Source organism: Streptomyces sp. HUAS TT11 (genome assembly GCF_051553595.1).
Taxonomy (GTDB): Bacteria; Actinomycetota; Actinomycetes; order Streptomycetales; family Streptomycetaceae; genus Streptomyces.
Genome location: NZ_CP196184.1, coordinates 5,981,203 through 5,999,643, shown reverse-complemented (window position 1 = coordinate 5,999,643; position 18,441 = coordinate 5,981,203). Strand labels below are relative to the sequence as shown.

Here is an 18,441-nt window from a genome sequence, read left to right as displayed (position 1 = left end):
TCGCCGGCAGGCTGCGCCCCGCAGAGTCCCCCGCTCGTGACGGCCGGGGCGCGGACGGATCACCGCCCGCTCCCCGGCACGTTCACTAAGCCTGGACGAGGTCGCCCGGGTTGCTCGTCACGGTGCCATTCGCGGCGGTGGCACGCCGGCGGGCGAGCCTGCCGGAGAACCAGTAGCCCGCGATCAACAGGGCGAGGAGGACGAGCGTTTCGGTCGTTCCCCAGACCCACGTGGACACGCTCACCTCCTTGGGTGCGAGCTTGGGCAGTTCGTCGGGAAGGACCGTGGAGTGCCTGGCCACGTCGGCCTGGAAGGCCTGGTTGCGCGCCGAGCCGTGCAGGAACGGTGCGACGAACAGCAACGCCGTCCCGAGGAGCGTCTCGACGGTCACCACGATGGGGAACTCCCGTACGAGGATCGTGCGCAGCGGGCGCGCCTCGCCCGCGGCACGCAGGGCGTCGAGCCTCGGGTGCAGCCAGAACTGGTTGAAGGCACCCAGGAGCAGCAAGACGCCGAAGATGAGGATCTTCACGCCGAGCACGCGCCCGTACATGGTCGTGAACAGCTGGGAGGGGCCGTCGACATGCTCCCAGTACAGGAAGAGCCCGGAAAGGGCGATGGCGGCGACGCAGCTCATCGCGGCGGCCGAGAAGCGGCGTATCGACGGCGACCAGAATGCTTCCCGGTCGGCGGGGGCGACCGCGCCCGGCATGGCGAGCAGCGCGAGGCCCGCCAGTCCGCCGAGCCAGACAGCGCCGCCGAGCAGGTGCAGCATCCACATCAGCGTCTCGAAGCCGGTGCGGCCCCAGTCCTCCGGTACCTCGTCCGGGAACTTGGTGGTCCCCAGAGCGATCGCGCCGGCGCCGAGTCCGACGGCCGACAGCCACTTCCGGGCCCGGCCCGCCGCCACGCGGCGTGCGCAGAGCGGGGCGAGCACCACGGCACCGGCGAGCACGAGGGTGACCTCGAGCCCGGACAGTCGACCGGCGTTGCTGCCGTCGTACAACGTGCTCCACGCCGCACCGTAGTCGTAGCCGCCGCCGTCCTCCGACGCGCCGTGGGCGAGTTCGGTGAGAACGGCGGGTACGGCCAGGAGCCCGAGGACCACCGCAGCGCGGGACAGACGAGCCGTCACCGCGGCGAGCGTGTCCGGTCCGATCCGGCGCGCGGAAGGTCCGGCGGCCACCAGCGCAAGTGCGGTCAGACCGACGAAGCCCATCAACGTCACCCACGGCACCCAGGCGACGGCGCTGTCCTCGAACGGACCGAGAGGGGTCGAGGGCGGCGCCACCGCGAGCGGCAGGGCGTCCGGAAACGAGCTGGGTGGGGGCATGGCCGACCGTCCTTGGAGGTAGGGACATCCAGAGCGAAGTTAGGTTAGGCATCCCTAACTTGAATTCTCAACGATTGTTGTTTCAAGGATTCTTCAAATCACGAGGCCGGGGCGGAGTGGACGGCGGCCCGTCCGGCGGAGGCGGGGGCACGGAGGTGCAGATCCCCAGTTGCCGAGCGTGGTGCCGGCCGAGGCGGCGGAGACGGAACCCGCTCGCTAGTGCCCGGCCGGAGCCTCCTGTGCGGGGGTGAGGCGGGCGACGAACACGCCACGGCCGTCCCGCGCCTCCTGGGTACGGATCAGCAGGCTGACGGGGACCAGCCTGCCGTCGCGGTGCAGTGCCGGCATCGTCACCGTACGGCCGAGAATGCGGGGCTTCCCGGTGAGCAGGAGGGAGGTGAACGCCGCGATGTGGGCTTCACGCAGCTCTTCGGGGATGATCACGGTGATGCGCTGTCCGACGAGTTCGTCCACCGACCAGCCGAGCAGCTCGGCCGCCGGCGGGTTCACGGCGATGATCCGGTCCGCGTCGTCGGCGGCGACCGTGGGGGTGGGGCAGGCCTGCAGACGGCCGGGATCCCACAGTGCCGGCTCCGGCGAGACGGCACTGGGCTCGAGAGGCGTCGACGTCCAGGCGGTAGGGGGCCGACCGGCGAGTTGACCGCTGATCTGGTCGAGGAGCCATCCGGTGGCCGCACGGGTCTGGGGCAGGGCCGGTCGGGTGAGCAGCCGTCCTTCGCAGGCGGCTTCCTGGGCGTAGTCGAGCATGCGCCTCAACGTGGGCAGGGCTGTCCCGGCGTCGGCGGAGATCGACACCCCCAGGGTGAGCACTTTGCCCTGGCTGGTCTGCTGCTCGGCTGCATCGGTCAGGGCCGCCTTGATCACGCGGTTGCACTCGTGCGCGGTGCGCAGATCGTCCAACAGCGCCCTCGGCTGCTCCTCGACGAGCGCGGTGAGCAGCGATTCACGCAGGAGCGCCTCGCGGTGCTGCTGAGCCGCCGCATGCAGCGCGCCAGGCATGTCGATCAGCGTCACGATGGCGGTCGACAGGGACGGCCTGACCGCGGTGCCCCAACCCGGTGCCGGTGGCGGCGCCGTGTCGGGCCACAGTTCGAACCACACCGTCTTGATGTCCTCGCCCACGTGCACGCCGTAGTTGGAGGCCAGTTGCTCAACCATCCCGAGCCCGCGTCCGGTGGTCGCATAGGTGCTGAACTGCTGGGTCACCAGGCCGCGGGAAGGCTGGTGATCGCTGACATGGACGTGCGCCCTGCCGCCGGTGGCCCAGGCCCGCACCTCCACCTCGGTGTTCGCATGGACCACCGCATTGGTCACCAGTTCGCTGACCAGCAACTGAGCGGTGTCGACCACGTCCGCTGAGCTCTGCTCCAGGGCCCGCCTCACAAAACGCCGCGCCGCCGAGACACTCCGGGGCTGCGGAGGCAAGCGGCAAACCTGCGCCGTTCTGGGACTGGGGCTGGCCATACACCCAGTTTCCCCGCCGCCTGCGACGCCGCCATTCCGCACACGGGTTCGCGCCGACTCCGGTCGAGTCACGGCGAGCATCGGTGCCCGGCACCGGACGGCCGGCACCGGCCCTTGGATCGCCGAGGCCGGGACCACCTTGAGTCACCCGGGCGATGCCGGGCCCGGCTCTGACGTGTCACGTCGCACATCCACCCGGCCCGAGGCCGGAGAGAGGCCGCCGGCATCGAAGGGCCGCGACCCGAAGCACCGGCCGCCGTCCGTGCGGCGGCGACCCGGCGTCGTTCGGTCGCCGCCAAGGCCACAATCACCCGATCGAGTGCCTCATCACCTCGGTGGACGCGACCGGCTCGCGGCGGACGTCGGCGCCGCGTGCGCGCGGAACCCGGCCTGGTTCCCGCTGGATCGGTCACCGATCGAGTTCCACTGGAAGGCGTCCCGCCAGGCGATCCCCCCTGCCGCCCAGCCCGCCAGGGCGGCGATGACCTTGTCCGCCGGGAGTGTCTGTGTCCGACAGTGCTCGGCAGGGCTGCGATCGCGATATTCGAGCTGGTCGCCTCGTCCTCGGACGACAACGGCACCGACACCTCGGAGCGGGCAGCCATCACCGGATCGAGGAAGGCCGGCCAGGCCCCTCCGGATGGAGTCAGGCCCCGGACGTAGCAGACATCGCTGTCCACGACACTTGCGATCATGACGGGTGAGCCGGTTGCGATGACCAGCCGGTGCAGCCACCGGTCGTCGTCGTTCTCCGGCAGACAGGCGTGCACCTGCAGTGTCTGCCAGCCCCCGGGGCGCGGGGAGCGCTCATGGCAGTGTTCGGCATGCTCCTCGACGCACCACTCCGGTCCGTCGAACACATGCAGGTCCGGCAACGAGGAATCGCTGCGCAGCAGAACAAAGATGGCCGAAGTAGCCCGTGTTTCCTCCCCTTGAGCTGCCAGGACGCTGGCGACAGGGAGGGGCCTCCCCACGCCGCCCGGTCCACCCGCCTCCGTGTCCGGGCCGCCCGTTGAGGCGGTCTCCCCATGCGTTCCGGCCGCCGTTCCCACACGTACGCCGATGCGCATGCGACTTCCGGAATGCCGACCGCCGGATCCGCAGCAACTCGCGTGAAGAAAAGTCGCGGGGGTGTCATCCGGGAGAGAACCCACGGGAGTTTGTACGGGTGGAGAGGCGCCCTCCGTCCACCAGCCAGCCTGGATCCCCTGTGGGTCCGTGTTCCGCAAGGAGTTGCCCGTTCATGAAACGGACGCTGAGGTATGTGGCCGGCGCGGCCGTCGCGGCCGCTGTGGTCGGGATGGCCACGGTGTCGTACGCCGCACCGGCGAAGGCACCGCACGACAAGGTCACGAACGCGGGAGCGGCGCGGATCGCGGCCGCTCCGGCCGAAAAGGCCCGGACCGCCACGGCGGTGCAGCCGACGGCGAAGAGGAACGCCCCGACGCCCCGTGTCGTCGCGTCCGGTGAGCGTGTGACAGCCGCCCCCGGTTTCCAGCTCTGGCTCACGGCCGAGGGCAAGCACTGGACAACGCCTTCCTCACCCGAACCGCAGTTCCGCAGCATGGTCGACGGCAACATCGACCCGAGCACCCCAGGGGTCTCACTCCAGTCCGAGATCACCGACAGCCGCGCCTACCTCTCCGGCCTGTACTACGGCGGCAAAAGCACCCCATCCACAGTCGAGATCCACACACAGGCCGGAACCGCGCACGGCAAACTCATCGAACTGCCCGGCCACCCCGGATGGGGCGCCTGGTACGCCACCACCCACGTCAAGCCCGGCGGCAACCCCATCGACTACGTCTCCCAGATCACCGTCCGCGACACCGAAGGCAGGATCTACGCCCGGTTGACGACACGGTGACCCGCAGGCGGGGGCCCGTGCGGGTCCCCGCCTCCGGCTCTCTCCCGTACCCGACTCAGAGGAACCGCGTCCGTGCCGCAGTACGAGACCTTCGCAGCCTCCCCGGAGAGCCCCGACTTCGCCGCCTACGCCGGTGCGTCCTGGACTCGTCTGGTGCGGACCGCCCTCCTGCTCACGGGGGACTTCCACGAGGCCGAGGATCTCGTGCAGACCACCTTGACCAAGGTGTACGCGCGCTGGGGACGCATCCCGCGCGACGACGTCGACTTCTACGTACGACGCTCGCTCGTCAACAACAACCTCAGCCGCACCCGCAGGAGACGTGTCACGCATCTGCTGATGCCGTTCCTGCCCGAGCGGGTGGACCAGCCGGACAACGGCCACGCCGAGTCCGTCGAGCGCCGCGCCGCGATCACGGAGGCGCTCGGCACGCTCTCCACCCGACAGCGGACGGTGCTGGTGCTGCGCTACTGGGAGGACCTCGCCGAGACCGAGATCGCCGAACTGCTCAACTGCTCGCTCGGGACGGTCAAGACCCATGCGCGGCGTGGTCTCGCGGCGCTGCGCTCCCATCCCGCCTTCGCAGCCTCCGACCCTACCCACCCCGTCTCCGGAGCCCGCCGATGAATCACCTCGGAACCGAAGCAGAACCAGGCACGGAGCATGCCGACACCGGGCGGTTGCGTGAGGCGCTGGCCGAGGCGGCCCACGACATCACACCGTCCCCTCTGCCGCTGGCGGCCGTGGAGCGCCGCGGGCGGCGGATCCGGCGCAGGCGGGGGGCGGCCGTACTCGCCGCCGGCTGCGGGGTGTTGCTGGTACCTCTGGCTCTCGTCGCGCTGCACGGCACGAGCCCCGACGCCGAGCGCATCACACCCCCGGCGGCGTCCACGCCCGCTCCCTCCCCCTCCTCGACCGCCCCGGCCCCGAAGCCCCGCATTGTTTCGCCCGGCGAGCATGTGGCGGTCGCCCCCGGTTTCCAGCTCTGGCTCACGGCCGAGGGCAAGCACTGGACAACGCCTTCCTCACCCGAACCGCAGTTCCGCAGCATGGTCGACGGCAACATCGACCCGAGCACCCCAGGGGTCTCACTCCAGTCCGAGATCACCGACAGCCGCGCCTACCTCTCCGGCCTGTACTACGGCGGCAAAGGCACCCCATCCACAGTCGAGATCCACACACAAGCCGGAACCACGCACGGCAAACTCATCGAACTGCCCGGCCACCCCGGATGGGGCGCCTGGTACGCCACCACCCACGTCAAGCCCGGCGGCAACCCCATCGACTACGTCTCCCAGATCACCGTCCGCGACACCGAAGGCAGGATCTACGCCCGGTTGACGACACGGTGACCTCACAGAGGGGACGTCCCTTGCCGCCCTCTGCGTCCGGCGGAGCGCAGCTCGCCGGTCTCGCCCCGATGGGCTCGGCCCGGCGTCGCCGAGCATCCTGCCAAAAATGGCCTTATGGGGTTGAGGCGAACGGGGACTGCGGGACAGGCCGTTGCGATCACTGGCCGCAGGCGCAGCCCGAGGCCGCCGAGGTGTCCCCCGCGGCCTGGCCGGTGCAGCAGCCGTCACCCGTGGCGTCGGGGGCGGCGGTCACCTCCGAGCCGGTGTCTTCGACGACAAGAAGCTGCTGCCGTCGACGGTCAAAGAACGCGGCGCCGACGCCTGCCTCGAGCGGTCACGTGCAGGTCCTTGCCGACGGTCCGGCGGTCTTGCCACAGGCGCCGTACCTCGGGACAGCCGTGACGGCGTTGTCGAGGCGTGCCGGGCTCCATGCCGAGGGAGGTGCCGACCACGGCGGAACCCCGGCAGCCCGCCGGGATCCTCCGGCGTCCCACGTGCCGCGCAGCCGGCCCGGCCCGGGGCCCTTTGCCCCCGGCGGCCGGTGTCAGCTGGGCTGGGCCGTCGGCATGATGAAGACCTGCGGAAGGTTGACCCGCAGCGGCAGGGAGGCGATGAAGCCGACTGTCTGCGCGATGTCGTCCGGCCGGAGCCAGTCGACGGTCTCCTTCGACCCCTCCAGCCACACCTTGGCACCGGCATCCGTGACATGGTCCTGCAGCTCGGTGCCCACGATCCCGGGCTCGATCGCGGAGACCCGCACGCTCTTCGGGCCCAGCTCGACCCGGAGGTGCTTCGACAGGTGCGAGACGAACGCCTTGGTACCGGCGTAGACGGCGAAGGTCGGACAGAGGTTCTGCGCGGCGCTCGACGAGGTGTTGATCAGGTCGGCCACGCCGCGCTCACCGGCCGCCCGCACCAGCTGCGGGGTGAAGGCGCCGATGACGTTCATCAGCCCGGAGATGTTCAGGTCGATCTGGTGCTGCCACTGGTCGACGCGCAGTTCTTCGACGGGCGCGGGCAGCATGACGCCGGCGTTGTTGAAGAGCAGGTCCGCGCCGCCCAGCTCCGCCGCCACGCGGTCGGCCGCGGCCTGCACCGCGGCGGCGTCGGTCACGTCGACGGCGATCGCCACCGCGTTGCCGCCGTTCTTGCCGATGCGCGTGACCAGCTCGTCCAGCCGTTCCGCGCGCCGCGCCAGCACGGCGACCGTCGCGCCCAGCGACGCCAGGTGCTCGGCCGACGCCTCGCCGATGCCGCTGGACGCCCCGGTGATGACGGCCACCCGGCCGTCCAGGGGCTTGGTCGAGGACTTGGCATGGGTCTCGGTGGTCATGGGGTGGCACCTTCCGGAAGATCAGTGGGTACGGACGGGGCCTCGGACGTCCGCCGTCGCGGCCCCTGGCTTCCAGCAGACCACCGTGGGAGGGGTGCGGACGGCCCGGAGATGTCCCTGGCCAGGCAGGTACCGGCAGGGCCACCCAGCGCGGGGCGGACCGCATACGGGCAGACCGGACTGGGTGTATGGACCGCAGCAGCGAGATCGCCGACTTCCTGCGCACCCGCCGCGCGCGTCTCAGCCCCGAGTCGGCGGGGCTGCCCCCGACGGACGTCCCCGCCGCGTCCCCGGCCTGCGCCGCAAGGAGACCGCCCGCCTCGCAGGCGTGAGCACCGAGTACTACACCCGGCTGGAGCAGGGCGGGGCCGCACACCCCTCGCCCGAGGTGGTGAACGCCCCGGCCCGCGCCCTGCGCCTGGATCCCGCCGAGCGCGAACACCTCACCGACCTCCTCGCCCGCCCGGGCGGGCGGCGGGCGCCGGTCACCCCGCAGCGAGTCCGCCAGGGTCTGCACCTCATGCTGCAGACCCTTGACCACGTGCCCGCGTACATCATCGGCCGAGGCACCGACGTCCTGACCTCCAACCGCCTGGCCCGCGCCGTCCTCACCGACTTCGACGCGCTGCCCGTCCCCCGGCGCAACCTCGCCCGCTCGTACCTGCTCGGCCCCGAGGCCCGCGAGCGCACCGGCGACTGGGAGCGGATCGCGTGCGAGACCGTGGCCATGCTGCGCCTGGAGGCCGGCCACTGCCCGCAGGACCGCCGACTGGCCGACCTGATCGGCGAGCTGACCCTCAACTCGCCGGAGTTCAGCACGTGGTGGAACGACCACCGGGTGCTGCGCCGCACCCACGGCGCCAAGCACTGATGGCACCCACTCGTCGGCGACCTGCACTTCTCGTACGAATCGCTGCAGCTGCCCGGCGACGAGAACCAGACGCTGTGCGTCTCCATCCCGGAGCCGGGCTGCGCCACAGCCGAGTCCCGGTGCATCCTCAGCAGCTGGGACGCGCCCGCGACCGGTGCCGCTCCGGACCCTCGTCCCGCCGCTCCCGAGGCCTGAGCGGTCCCGGGTCCTCGGAGAAGAAGCGGCGGATGCCGCGGCCTCCACGTGGGGACCGTGATGACGGCGAGGGCGCCGGGTAGAGCACGCACGCTCCCGTCACCGCCCTGACGATCTCCGATCGAAGCCGTCGCCGCCCTCACCCGGACACCCGGATCAGCCCGTCGCCGACCGAGACGGCAACGGAACCGGTGCGGGTGGATGCCGTTCAACACACACGTTGCACGGCCGGCCGGCGCCCTTCCGAAACGCCGACCCACCTCGGAACGGCGGCCACATCGTCCACCTCAGTGCGCGTCGCCGCTTCGCAGGCGTCGGCGCCGCGTTCTTGACCGTCAACGGCAGCGGCTTCTTGCCCGTCGGGCCGATCTGGATGTGCGTGTCCGTCTGAGGGCACGGTCCGCCCCGCAACCGCTCGGGAATGTCGCCGAGACAACGACAGTCGGCGTCGCTCGGGGTCGACATGCGCGACGAAGACCGTCAGCTGGTCGCCCACCTCTGTGACATCCTCTGGCGCCGCCACAGGCACCGAGCTCAGCTCGGACAGGTGCACCAAGGGCTGTCCCGTAACTGATCTTTGGCACGAGAGTGGTCGGCTGAGATCGGATCCTGGGTCCCACCCTTCGGGAGAGGCGCCGACCTCGGTTCACCCCTGTACCGGCACGGCACAGCAGCGGATGGCAGGGGCCGTCCTCCCGGCAACGTGTGGATCCACCCGGCCGGGGAGATCAGCAGGGCCCCTGTTATCGTGCGCCGATGTCAATGATCAAGCAGTTCCAAGTGACCTTCGACTGCGCGGAACCTGCGCGCCTCGCCGCCTTCTGGTGCGAGGTGCTGGGGTACGTCGTTCCGACAGTCCCGGAGGGCTTTGCCACGTGGGAGGAGTACCACCACTCGCTGCCGCCTGAGGAGGAGATCTACTTCGCGTGCACTGATCCCTCGGGTGCGGGCCCGCGCGTGCTCTTCCAGCGAGTTCCCGAAGGCAAGGTCGTCAAGAACCGGGTGCATCTTGATGTGCGGGTCGGCACAGGGCTCGTGGGTGACGAGCGCCTGGCCACACTCGAGGCCGAATGCGCACGGCTGATGGCGCTCGGCGCGAAACACGTGCTGACGCAGCGCGCCGATGGCGTCAACGAGTCGTGCATCACGATGCAGGACATCGAGGGCAACGAGTTCTGCCTCGACTGATTCTCCTCCGAGACTGCGAGGGGGGAGCCGTCTCCCGGGGACCTCTCAGGTCTCGTATGCGGCAGAAGCTATCCCGTGAGAGGGAGGTTGTGCAGTCGGGCGATGCCGAGCATGGCGTGTCGGACGCCGTCGTCCTTGAGACGGCAGTCGCGGAGGATCTTTGAGGTCTTCATGCGGGCGAAGACGTGCTCGACGCGGGCCCGGACCTGTTTGTGCGAGCGATTGTGCTCGCGCTTCCGGCCCGGCAACTCTTCGCCCGGGGTGCGGCGGTGGGGCATTTGGGCGCGACGGTCACTGGGGTCTGCTCGCCCGGTCAGGCCGCCATGCGGGACTGATGACGGTTACTTCCGGTCGCGATGATTGCTCCCGCTGGGCGGGGCCCGTCCGGGTGCCGAAGGCAATAGCTCCTCGCCCTGTTCCACGAAGCCGTAGACCACATCCCCAGGGACTGAGGCGATGCCGCTGAGGTCGGTGAAGCATGAGGAAGCTACGGGACCAACGGGTTGCGGTGGTGTTCTGTCATTTCAAGTGGCGCCTCAGCTGAGGCCTGCCGAATGCTGCGGGCTGGGGCCAGGCAGGCTCCCTCCCCACCCATCGGGCCGGGGGCTTGATGACGTAGTGCGACCTCGTAATTCAGCTACTTGGGGCACATCTCCCCGCCGAGCCCAGGACCCACTCGGCGACGAACCCCAACGAGCCCCCTTCCCGGTCAGGAAAGGAGGCTCACAGAGTCGTACAGGTCACGCAGAAACCGATCCGGGCTCTCAGACCCACTCCACCTCGGAAACGATGTGCAGCGAAGCCTCAGGGCCCGGCAGCGGCGTCCGGAGGGCCACTGACGGCATCGGCGGGCGAGGGCCCGATATGCCGACCGCGGACAGTGCAGCCGTCACCTCCTCCTCGCTCACCCCCGCCAGTGCCTCGCTCACCTCAGTGCACGTGACCGCTCGCCGCAGGCGTCGGCGCCGTGTTCTTGACCGTCAGAGGCAGCAGCTTCTTGCCCGTCGGGCCGATCTGGATGTGCGTGTCCATCTGAGGACACACCCCGCAGTCGAAGCACGGTGTCCAGCGGCAGTCCTCGACCTCCGTCTCGTCGAGGGCGTCCTGCCAGTCCTCCCAGAGCCAGTCCTTGTCGAGGCCCGAGTCGAGGTGGTCCCAGGGGAGGACCTCCTCGGCGCCGCGCTCGCGGGTGGTGTACCAGTCGACGTCGACGCCGAAGTCCGCCAGGGCCTTGTCCGCGGAACTCATCCAGCGGTCGTACGAGAAGTGCTCGCGCCAGCCGTCGAAGCGGCCGCCGTCGTCGTAGACCGCGCGGATGACGGCGCCGATCCGGCGATCACCCCGGGAGAGCAGGCCCTCGACGATGCCGGGCTTGCCGTCGTGGTAGCGGAAGCCGATCGAGCGGCCGTACTTCTTGTCGCCGCGGATCTTGTCGCGGAGCTTTTCGAGGCGCGCGTCGGTCTCCTGCGCCGACAGCTGCGGGGCCCACTGGAACGGCGTGTGCGGCTTGGGGACGAAGCCGCCGATCGAGACCGTGCAGCGGATGTCGTTCGAGCCGGAGACCTCGCGGCCCTTCTGGATCACGCGCATGGCCATGTCGGCGATCTGGAGGACGTCCTCGTCCGTCTCCGTCGGCAGACCGCACATGAAGTACAGCTTCACCTGGCGCCAGCCGTTGCCGTAGGCGGTGGCGACGGTACGGATCAGGTCCTCTTCCGAGACCATCTTGTTGATGACCTTGCGGATGCGCTCCGAGCCGCCCTCCGGGGCGAAGGTCAGACCGGACCTGCGGCCGTTCCTCGTCAGCTCGTTCGCCAGGTCGATGTTGAAGGCGTCCACCCGGGTCGACGGCAGCGAGAGCCCGATCTTGTCTTCCTCGTAGCGGTCGGCGAGGCCCTTCGCGACGTCGCCGATCTCGCTGTGGTCGGCCGAGGACAGGGACAGCAGGCCCACCTCCTCGAAGCCGGTCGCCTTCAGGCCCTTGTCGACCATCTCGCCGATGCCGGTGATCGAGCGCTCCCGGACCGGGCGGGTGATCATGCCCGCCTGGCAGAAGCGGCAGCCGCGCGTGCAGCCGCGGAAGATCTCGACCGACATGCGCTCGTGGACCGTCTCCGCCAGCGGGACGAGCGGCTGCTTCGGGTAGGGCCACTCGTCCAGGTCCATCACCGTGTGCTTGGAGACACGCCACGGGACGCCCGACTTGTTCGGGACGACGCGGGCGATACGGCCGTCCGGGAGGTACTCCACGTCGTAGAACGCCGGCACGTACACCCCGCCGGTCTTCGCCAGGCGGAAGAGGAGTTCCTCGCGGCCGCCCGGGCGGCCCTCCGCCTTCCAGGCGCGGATGATCCCGGTGACCTCCAGGACCGCCTGCTCGCCGTCGCCGATCACCGCGCAGTCGATGAAGTCGGCGATCGGCTCGGGGTTGAAGGCCGCGTGGCCGCCCGCCAGGACGATGGGGTCGTCGACCGTGCGGTCCTTGGCCTCCAGGGGGATCCCGGCCAGGTCCAGGGCCGTGAGCATGTTCGTGTAGCCGAGCTCGGTGGAGAAGCTCATGCCCAGGACGTCGAAGGCATTCACCGGGCGGTGGCTGTCCACCGTGAACTGCGGGACGTCGTGCTCCCGCATCAGGGCCTCCAGGTCCGGCCAGACGCTGTAGGTGCGCTCGGCGAGGACGCCCTCCTGCTCGTTCAGGACCTCGTAAAGAATCATGACGCCCTGGTTGGGCAGGCCGACCTCGTAGGCGTCGGGGTACATGAGGGCCCAACGGACGTCACAGGCGTCCCACGGTTTTACGGTGGAGTTGAGCTCTCCGCCGACGTACTGGATCGGCTTCTGCACATGCGGGAGCAGAGCTTCGAGCTGCGGGAAGACCGATTCGGCAGACATCTCGCGACTTTCGTGAGCTGGACGGTACTGACGGGAGTGACCATCAAGCCTAACGCGGCCCGGGCCCCTCCTCGGACGCCCGAGGGGCCCTGGGCGGCCCGGCCTCCCCCGCGCGCGGCTAGATCCGCGCCTGTCCCTGCACCGACCGCCACAACTCGGGCAGCGCGGCCTCTGCGGCCGCCGCACGCTGCTCCTCCCGCCCGTACAGCACGCCGTAGGTGAAGGAGTTCTCCTTCGCCGCGTACGCCGTGGCCGACAGCTCCCGGAGCGTTTCCCGGGCCATCACGCTGTCCTGGTGATCGCCGAGCACGGTCTGCAGGGATTTCATCGACTTGACCAGGGACTCGGCGGGCTTGCCCAGGGCCGGCGCGGCGGCCTCGGCGGCGTACCGGGTGCGCTTGGTCTTCTTGCGGGCGTCGTGCATCGCCATGTCGCGGTCGTGGCCGGGCGGCAGGTCCAGTGCCTGTCCGACCAGGTCGGCGACTTTACCGAAGTCCTTCCGTACGGCCTTGGCGATCACCTTGGCCGGGTTCTTGGCGGCCGCCTTCAGCAGGGGCGGGTCGGTGACCAGGGCGTCCAGGGCGTTCAGCAGCCTCAGGTAGCGGTCGCCGTCCAGGACGGTGATCAGCCGGTTCCGGGTGCCGCCGCGCCGTTCGTTCGACCAGGTCTTCAGCCGGCCCTGGACGGGTCCGCAGACCAGGGTCCGCGGCAGTTCGGCCAGGGCGGTCGTCAGGTGCTCGGTGAGGACTTCCCGGTCGCGGTCGATGCCCAGCTCGCCGGCCAGCCATTTCAGGTCGTCGGCGATCGGGTCCGTGACGCGCCGGTCCAGGACCTTGGAGAACGAGCGGAACGTGCTGCGCAGCCGGCGGGTGGCCACGCGCATGGAGTGCACGGAGTCGAAGACGTCCCGGCGCACCGCGGGGTCCAGGTCGACGATCGCGTCCCGCTGGACGCGGACGTAGGCGAGGACGTGGTCGCCCGCGGTGACGGGCGGCTTGCCGTCGCCGGCGGTGGCCCGACCGACGGGGGCGCCGGTCTCCTCCAGGGCTCTGGCCAGCTTGGACGGCGACGACGAGCGGCTCACCCCGGCCTTGCGGAGTGTCTTGTCGACCTTGTCGAGGAAGGCGGGGTCGCCGTCGTCCGCGAGTTCGACCTCGATCTCGGTCCATTCGGTGGCTCCCGCGCCGCCGCTGAGGCGTTCGGCGCGGACCCGGTCCAGGCTGACCTCGGCGAGCAGGGCGCCTTCGGCGTCGACGAGGTGGCGGATGTCGCGGGCGGAGCGCAGGCGGACGAGGGGGACGAGCGCGGCGTCGCGGATGCGGGAGCGGACGAGGCTCGACAGGTATCCGGGGACGGTGTCGGAGAGCGGGGCGTGGATCTCGTCGCGTACGCCCTCGGCGACGGGCAGTTTGAGGTGCCAGCCGGCGTCGTCGCCGCCGGTGCGGCGGCGCAGGGTCAGGGAGGCGCCTGCGAGCCGTTGGTCGACCGTGTCGTAGTAGGTCGCGTCGAGTTGTGCGAGACCCTTGTCGACGACGGCCGAGACCCCGCCGACGCCGGTGAGGTCGGGCAGGTCGTTCCCGGCCGCGGCCTCGTACTTTCGCTCGATTTCGCGCTTCGTGTCCGCCATGAACCGAATCTAATGGCAATCGGGCCGGGAGGGCAGGGCCGACCGGACTTCGTCCGGAACGCGCCCACCGTTCCCGGCCCGACGGCGATCGTGTCCCTATGCCGACAGTGGCCGTTGCACCCGGATCGACTGCAGCAGGCCCACTGCCAGCCAGACGGCGAACATCGACGAGCCGCCGTACGAGACGAACGGCAGCGGAAGGCCGGCGACCGGCATGATGCCGAGGGTCATGCCGATGTTCTCGAAGGCCTGGAAGGCGAACCAGGCGATGATGCCGGCGGCCACGATCGTGCCGTAGAGCTCGGTGGTCTCCCGGGCGATCCGGCAGGCCCGCCACAGGACGACACCGAGCAGCACGATGATCAGTCCCGCGCCGACGAAGCCCAGTTCCTCACCCGCGACCGTGAAGACGAAGTCGGTCTGCTGTTCGGGGACGAACTGTCCCGTCGTCTGTGAGCCGTGGAAGAGCCCGGCACCGGTCAGTCCGCCGGAACCGATCGCGATGCGTGCCTGGTTGGTGTTGTAGCCGACGCCCGCGGGGTCCAGGTCGGGGTTGGCGAAGGCGGCGAAGCGGTTGATCTGGTACTCGTCCAGGATGTGCAGCTGCCATATGGCGATCGCGCCCAGGGCACCCGCGCCGAGCAGCCCGAACACCCACCGGTTGGAGGCGCCGGAGGCGAGCAGCACACCGAGCACGATGATCACCATGACCATGACCGACCCCAGGTCGGGCATCAGCATGACGATCAGCATCGGGACGGCCGCAAGACCCAGGGCCTGGGCCACGGTCCGGTGGTCGGGGTGGGCCTTGTCGCCGGCGTCGACGCGGGCGGCGAGCAGCATGGCCATGCCCAGGATGATCGTGATCTTGACGAACTCCGAGGGCTGGAGGGAGAACCCGCCGCCGAACACGATCCATGCGTGCGCACCGTTGACGGTCGCGCCGAGCGGGGTGAGCACCAGCAGGATCAGCATCACCGAGATGCCGTACAGGATGGGCACGGCCGTGCGCAGGGTGCGGTGGCCGAGCCAGATCGTGCCGACCATCAGCGCCAGCCCGATCCCGGTGTTCATCAGGTGCCGGATCAGGAAGTAGTACGGGTCGCCCTGGTTGATCTCGGTGCGGTTGCGGGTCGCCGAGTAGACGAGGGCCGTGCCGATCAGGGACAGGGCCAGGGCCGACAGCAGTATCGGCCAGTCCAGGCGGCGGGCCAGGCTGTCGCGGGCGAAGAGCCGTGTCCAGACGGGCCGCTCGGGACCGTATCCGGAGACGGAGAAGTTGTTCGCTCCGGTCACGTCAGGATCCTCCGCCTCTTCTTCGGGCGGGCCGTGCGCCTACGGGTGTCACGGTTGGTCGAGGTCGGCGTGGGGACGGTGGCCGGCGGGTTGTCGGTGGGCATCCCCTGCTGGCCCTCGCCCTCGGCCTGGTCCGCCTTCGGGTCGTACTTCTCGATCTTCGGGGCCGTCATCGATCCGTCGGGCTGGATCTTGGGCAGGTCCTTCTGCGGGGTGTACAGCAGGGCCTTCTTCTTGTCGATCGAGCCGTCCTTCTGGACGCCGTACAGGGCGTTGTAGATGTTGTGCACGGCTTCACCGGAGGCGCCGGAACCCGTACCGGCCTGGGCGATGGTCATGATGACCGCGTAGTCCTTGGAGTAGGTGGCCAGCCAGGAAGTCGTCTGCTTGCCGTAGACCTCCGCGGTACCGGTCTTGGCGTGCAGCGCGATCTTGTCCTGCGGCCAGCCGCCGAACTTCCACGCCGCGGTACCGTGGGTGACCACGCCTGCGAGCGCCTGTTCCATGACGTCCCGCGTCTTCTGGTCGATCGGTAGCTTGCCGTGCGACTTGGGCTTGATCTCGCTGACGTGCTTGCCGTCGGCGCTGACGATCGCCTTGCCGATGGTCGGGTTCCACATGGTGCCGCCGTTGGAGATCGCCGAGTAGATGACCGCCTCCTGGATCGGTGTCAGAAGCGTGTCGCCCTGGCCGATGGAGTAGTTGATCGAGTCACCCTCGCGCATCTTGTTGCCCTCGAGGCAGTTCTCGTACGCGATCTTCTGGACGTAGTCGCCGTCCTTCTTGCCGGTCTTGCACCAGCTGTCCTTGTTGGCCTCCCAGTACTTCTGCTTCCACTCGCGGTCGGGGACGCGGCCGGAGACCTCGTTGGGCAGGTCGATTCCGGTGGGCTTGCCGAGACCGAACTGGTGGGCGGCCTTGTAGAAGTAGTCCTTGGGCTGCCCCTTCTTGGGGTTGATGCCGCCGTCCCTCTTCCACTCGCTGTCGGCGAGGCCGTAGAAGACGGTGTCGCAGGAGACCTCGAGAGCGCGGCCGAGCGAGATCGGGCCGAAGTTCTCACCCTCGAAGTTCTTGAAGACCTGGCCGCCGACCGAATACGAACTCGTGCACGGGTAATTGCCGTCGAAGGGATAGCCGGCCTCGACCGCGGCGGCCGTGGAGACGACCTTGAAGGTCGAGCCGGGCGCCGACTGCCCCTGGATGGCACGGTTGAGCAGTGGGTAGTCGGAACCCTTGCCGGTGAGCTGCCGGTAGTCCTTGGCGGAGATGCCGCCGACCCAGACGTTCGGGTCGTACGTCGGGGCGGACGCCATGGCGACGATGCGGCCGGTCTTGGCCTCCATCACGACGACGGCACCGGAGTCGGCCTTGTAGTTCTCGCCGGTGATGTCGTCGAACTGGGTGCGGGCGATCTTCATCGCGTTGTCCAGCTCGTACTCGGCGACCCGCTGCACCCGGGCGTCGATGCTGGTGACCAGGTTGGAACCGGCGTCGGCGGGATCGCTCTTGGCCTTGCCGATGACCCGGCCGAGGTTGTCCACCTCGTAGCGGGTGACGCCGGCCTTGCCGCGCAGCGCCTTGTCGTACTGGCGTTCAAGCCCGGACCGGCCCACCTGGTCCGACCGCAGATACGGCGAGTCGGTGTCCTTGGCCTGCTGGATCTCGTCGTCGGTGACGGGCGAGAGATAGCCGAGGACCTGGGCGGTGTTGGCCTCACCCGGGCTCGGGTACCGGCGCACGGCCTCGGGCTCGGCGGTGATGCCGGGGAAGTCCTCGGAGCGCTCGCGGATCTGCAGGGCCTGGCGGGGGGTGGCCTCGTCGGTGATGGGGATCGGCTGGTAGGGCGAGCCGTTCCAGCAGGGCTGGGGCGTCTTGGAGTCGCACAGGCGGACCTTGCCCATGACGTCCTGCGGCTTCATGCCGAGAACGCTCGCCAGTTTGGTGAGGACCCCTTTGCCGTCGTCCTTCATCTTCAGCAGGTCGGTGCGCGAGGCGGAGACCACGAGGCGGGTCTCGTTGTCGGCGATCGGGACGCCGCGCGCGTCCAGGATCTCGCCGCGCACGGCGGGCTGGACCACCTGCTGGACGTGGTTGCCGGACGCCTCCTTGGCGTACTCGGAGCCGTTGCGGATCTGCAGATACCACAGACGGCCGCCGAGGGTGCCGAGGAGCGAGAGGACAAGGATCTGGATGACGACGAGACGGATCTGGACGCGTGGGGTCCGTCCGGTCTCGGGGATGTTGCTCACTGCTGCCGCCCCCTCTCGGTGCACATACGTGTCATACGACTACACGACCAACCTGTGTGAGCGGTCGGCCGCCTTATGGGTCGTCACAGCCGCTTGACCCCCTTGATACGGCCCGCACGGGCCACTCTCGCCTTGGCCGCCTTGACCCGGAGGCCGCGCTGGCTGCCGATCCGCAGTCCGGTGCCGGAGGAGAGCCACCCGGAGGAGACGTCGGCCGCCTTCGTGGAGCTGGTCTCGGCGAGCGGGTCGTTCTCGGCCCGGCGGGCCAGGGCCATGATCCCCGGGACCACGAACGGCGCGAGCAGCAGGTCGTACAGGGCCGCCGTGAACAGCAGACTGCCCAGGCCCACATGACGGGCGGCGGTGTCCCCGACGAGGGCGCCCACGCTCGCGTACAGCAGGGTAGAGCCGACCGCGGCGGCGACCACCACGACCATCGGGCCGGTGGCGGACTTCAGACGGCCGTTCTCGGGCCTGGCGAGTCCGGCGAGGTAGCCGATGACGCACAGCACGAGGGCGTAGCGCCCGGCGGCGTGGTCGGCGGGCGGGGCGAGGTCGGAGAGCAGGCCGGCGCCGAAGCCGACGAGACAGCCGCCGACGTTGCCGTAGACCAGTGCGAGAGCGACCACGGTCAGCAGGACCAGGTCCGGTACGGCACCGGGGAGATGGAGACGGGCGAGCACACTCACCTGGATCACCAGGGCGACGACCACCAGGGCGGTGGCGAGCAGCATCCGGTTGAAGCGCATCTGG

At 69.7% G+C, this 18,441-nt stretch carries 13 protein-coding genes and 2 pseudogenes; 6 read left to right on the top strand and 9 right to left on the bottom strand.

All coding sequences use genetic code 11. The features are described 5' to 3' along the window. Nucleotides 1-85: 85 nt before the first annotated feature. Nucleotides 86-1,333: a copper resistance D family protein gene (locus tag ACSHXN_RS26765; RefSeq protein WP_438303858.1), complete on the bottom strand. Its 1,248-nt coding sequence runs from the start codon at nt 1,331-1,333 to the stop codon at nt 86-88. 216 nt (nt 1,334-1,549) lie between these two features. Next, nucleotides 1,550-2,899, bottom strand: coding sequence for an ATP-binding protein (locus ACSHXN_RS26760; RefSeq protein ID WP_356111448.1), 1,350 nt, complete (start codon nt 2,897-2,899; stop codon nt 1,550-1,552). 1,162 nt (nt 2,900-4,061) lie between these two features. Here ACSHXN_RS26760 and ACSHXN_RS26755 point away from each other — a divergent pair. The 3 genes from ACSHXN_RS26755 to ACSHXN_RS26745 all read left to right on the top strand — a co-directional run bounded on the left by ACSHXN_RS26755 (nt 4,062) and on the right by ACSHXN_RS26745 (nt 6,037). After that, complete coding sequence (locus ACSHXN_RS26755; protein WP_438303856.1) at nt 4,062-4,685, top strand: hypothetical protein; 624 nt, start codon at nt 4,062-4,064, stop codon at nt 4,683-4,685. A 72-nt stretch (nt 4,686-4,757) separates the two neighbouring features. Further along, complete coding sequence (locus ACSHXN_RS26750; protein WP_355142568.1) at nt 4,758-5,312, top strand: SigE family RNA polymerase sigma factor; 555 nt, start codon at nt 4,758-4,760, stop codon at nt 5,310-5,312. Continuing rightward, complete coding sequence (locus ACSHXN_RS26745) at nt 5,309-6,037, top strand: hypothetical protein (protein WP_438303855.1); 729 nt, start codon at nt 5,309-5,311, stop codon at nt 6,035-6,037. The genes ACSHXN_RS26750 and ACSHXN_RS26745 overlap by 4 nt, the downstream gene beginning before the upstream one ends. A gap of 544 nt (nt 6,038-6,581) precedes the next feature. On the opposite strand, the gene ACSHXN_RS26740 is transcribed toward ACSHXN_RS26745, so the two are convergent. Continuing rightward, nucleotides 6,582-7,370, bottom strand: coding sequence for an SDR family oxidoreductase (locus tag ACSHXN_RS26740; RefSeq protein WP_438303854.1), 789 nt, complete (start codon nt 7,368-7,370; stop codon nt 6,582-6,584). A gap of 188 nt (nt 7,371-7,558) precedes the next feature. Here ACSHXN_RS26740 and ACSHXN_RS26735 point away from each other — a divergent pair, with 188 nt between their 5' ends. The 3 genes and pseudogenes from ACSHXN_RS26735 to ACSHXN_RS26725 all read left to right on the top strand — a co-directional run bounded on the left by ACSHXN_RS26735 (nt 7,559) and on the right by ACSHXN_RS26725 (nt 9,624). Next, nucleotides 7,559-7,702: a hypothetical protein gene (locus ACSHXN_RS26735; protein WP_355142486.1), complete on the top strand. Its 144-nt coding sequence runs from the start codon at nt 7,559-7,561 to the stop codon at nt 7,700-7,702. Then, nucleotides 7,699-8,436, top strand: a pseudogene (locus ACSHXN_RS26730) (helix-turn-helix transcriptional regulator). Before ACSHXN_RS26735 ends, ACSHXN_RS26730 begins: the two are co-directional and overlap by 4 nt. Nucleotides 8,437-9,192: 756 nt before the next feature. Beyond that, a complete protein-coding gene (locus ACSHXN_RS26725) occupies nt 9,193-9,624 on the top strand; it encodes a VOC family protein (protein WP_355142482.1) in 432 nt (143 codons plus the stop codon). 68 nt (nt 9,625-9,692) lie between these two features. On the opposite strand, the pseudogene ACSHXN_RS26720 reads toward ACSHXN_RS26725, so the two are convergent. The 6 genes and pseudogenes from ACSHXN_RS26720 to mreD all read right to left on the bottom strand — a co-directional run. Then, nucleotides 9,693-9,902, bottom strand: a pseudogene (locus ACSHXN_RS26720) (transposase); the annotation flags it as partial. 652 nt (nt 9,903-10,554) lie between these two features. Continuing rightward, nucleotides 10,555-12,516, bottom strand: a complete 1,962-nt coding sequence (locus tag ACSHXN_RS26715) for a TIGR03960 family B12-binding radical SAM protein (protein WP_438303852.1) — start codon at nt 12,514-12,516, stop codon at nt 10,555-10,557. A gap of 118 nt (nt 12,517-12,634) precedes the next feature. Beyond that, the gene (locus ACSHXN_RS26710; protein WP_355140843.1) at nt 12,635-14,143 is read right to left on the bottom strand and encodes a CYTH and CHAD domain-containing protein; all 1,509 of its coding nucleotides are present in this window, start codon (nt 14,141-14,143) and stop codon (nt 12,635-12,637) included. A 96-nt stretch (nt 14,144-14,239) separates the two neighbouring features. Continuing rightward, entirely contained in the window at nt 14,240-15,439 is a 1,200-nt protein-coding gene (rodA, locus tag ACSHXN_RS26705) for a rod shape-determining protein RodA (RefSeq protein WP_355140842.1), read from the bottom strand. Further along, the gene (mrdA, locus tag ACSHXN_RS26700) at nt 15,436-17,688 is read right to left on the bottom strand and encodes a penicillin-binding protein 2 (protein WP_438303851.1); all 2,253 of its coding nucleotides are present in this window, start codon (nt 17,686-17,688) and stop codon (nt 15,436-15,438) included. Before mrdA ends, rodA begins: the two co-directional genes overlap by 4 nt. 83 nt (nt 17,689-17,771) lie before the next feature. Beyond that, complete coding sequence (mreD, locus tag ACSHXN_RS26695) at nt 17,772-18,437, bottom strand: rod shape-determining protein MreD (protein WP_355140840.1); 666 nt, start codon at nt 18,435-18,437, stop codon at nt 17,772-17,774. Nucleotides 18,438-18,441: the final 4 nt, after the last annotated feature.

What these genes read in the sequence shown, in the direction of transcription:
- ACSHXN_RS26725 (WP_355142482.1), top strand. Translation starts at nt 9,193, where the DNA reads ATGTCAATGATCAAGCAGTTCCAAGTGACCTTCGACTGCGCGGAACCT.
- ACSHXN_RS26745 (WP_438303855.1), top strand. Translation starts at nt 5,309, where the DNA reads ATGAATCACCTCGGAACCGAAGCAGAACCAGGCACGGAGCATGCCGAC.
- ACSHXN_RS26735 (WP_355142486.1), top strand. Translation starts at nt 7,559, where the DNA reads ATGGACCGCAGCAGCGAGATCGCCGACTTCCTGCGCACCCGCCGCGCG.
- ACSHXN_RS26715 (WP_438303852.1), bottom strand. Translation starts at nt 12,516, where the DNA reads ATGTCTGCCGAATCGGTCTTCCCGCAGCTCGAAGCTCTGCTCCCGCAT.
- ACSHXN_RS26740 (WP_438303854.1), bottom strand. Translation starts at nt 7,370, where the DNA reads ATGACCACCGAGACCCATGCCAAGTCCTCGACCAAGCCCCTGGACGGC.
- ACSHXN_RS26760 (WP_356111448.1), bottom strand. Translation starts at nt 2,899, where the DNA reads ATGCTCGCCGTGACTCGACCGGAGTCGGCGCGAACCCGTGTGCGGAAT.
- ACSHXN_RS26755 (WP_438303856.1), top strand. Translation starts at nt 4,062, where the DNA reads ATGAAACGGACGCTGAGGTATGTGGCCGGCGCGGCCGTCGCGGCCGCT.
- ACSHXN_RS26710 (WP_355140843.1), bottom strand. Translation starts at nt 14,143, where the DNA reads ATGGCGGACACGAAGCGCGAAATCGAGCGAAAGTACGAGGCCGCGGCC.
- ACSHXN_RS26765 (WP_438303858.1), bottom strand. Translation starts at nt 1,333, where the DNA reads ATGCCCCCACCCAGCTCGTTTCCGGACGCCCTGCCGCTCGCGGTGGCG.
- mreD (WP_355140840.1), bottom strand. Translation starts at nt 18,437, where the DNA reads ATGCGCTTCAACCGGATGCTGCTCGCCACCGCCCTGGTGGTCGTCGCC.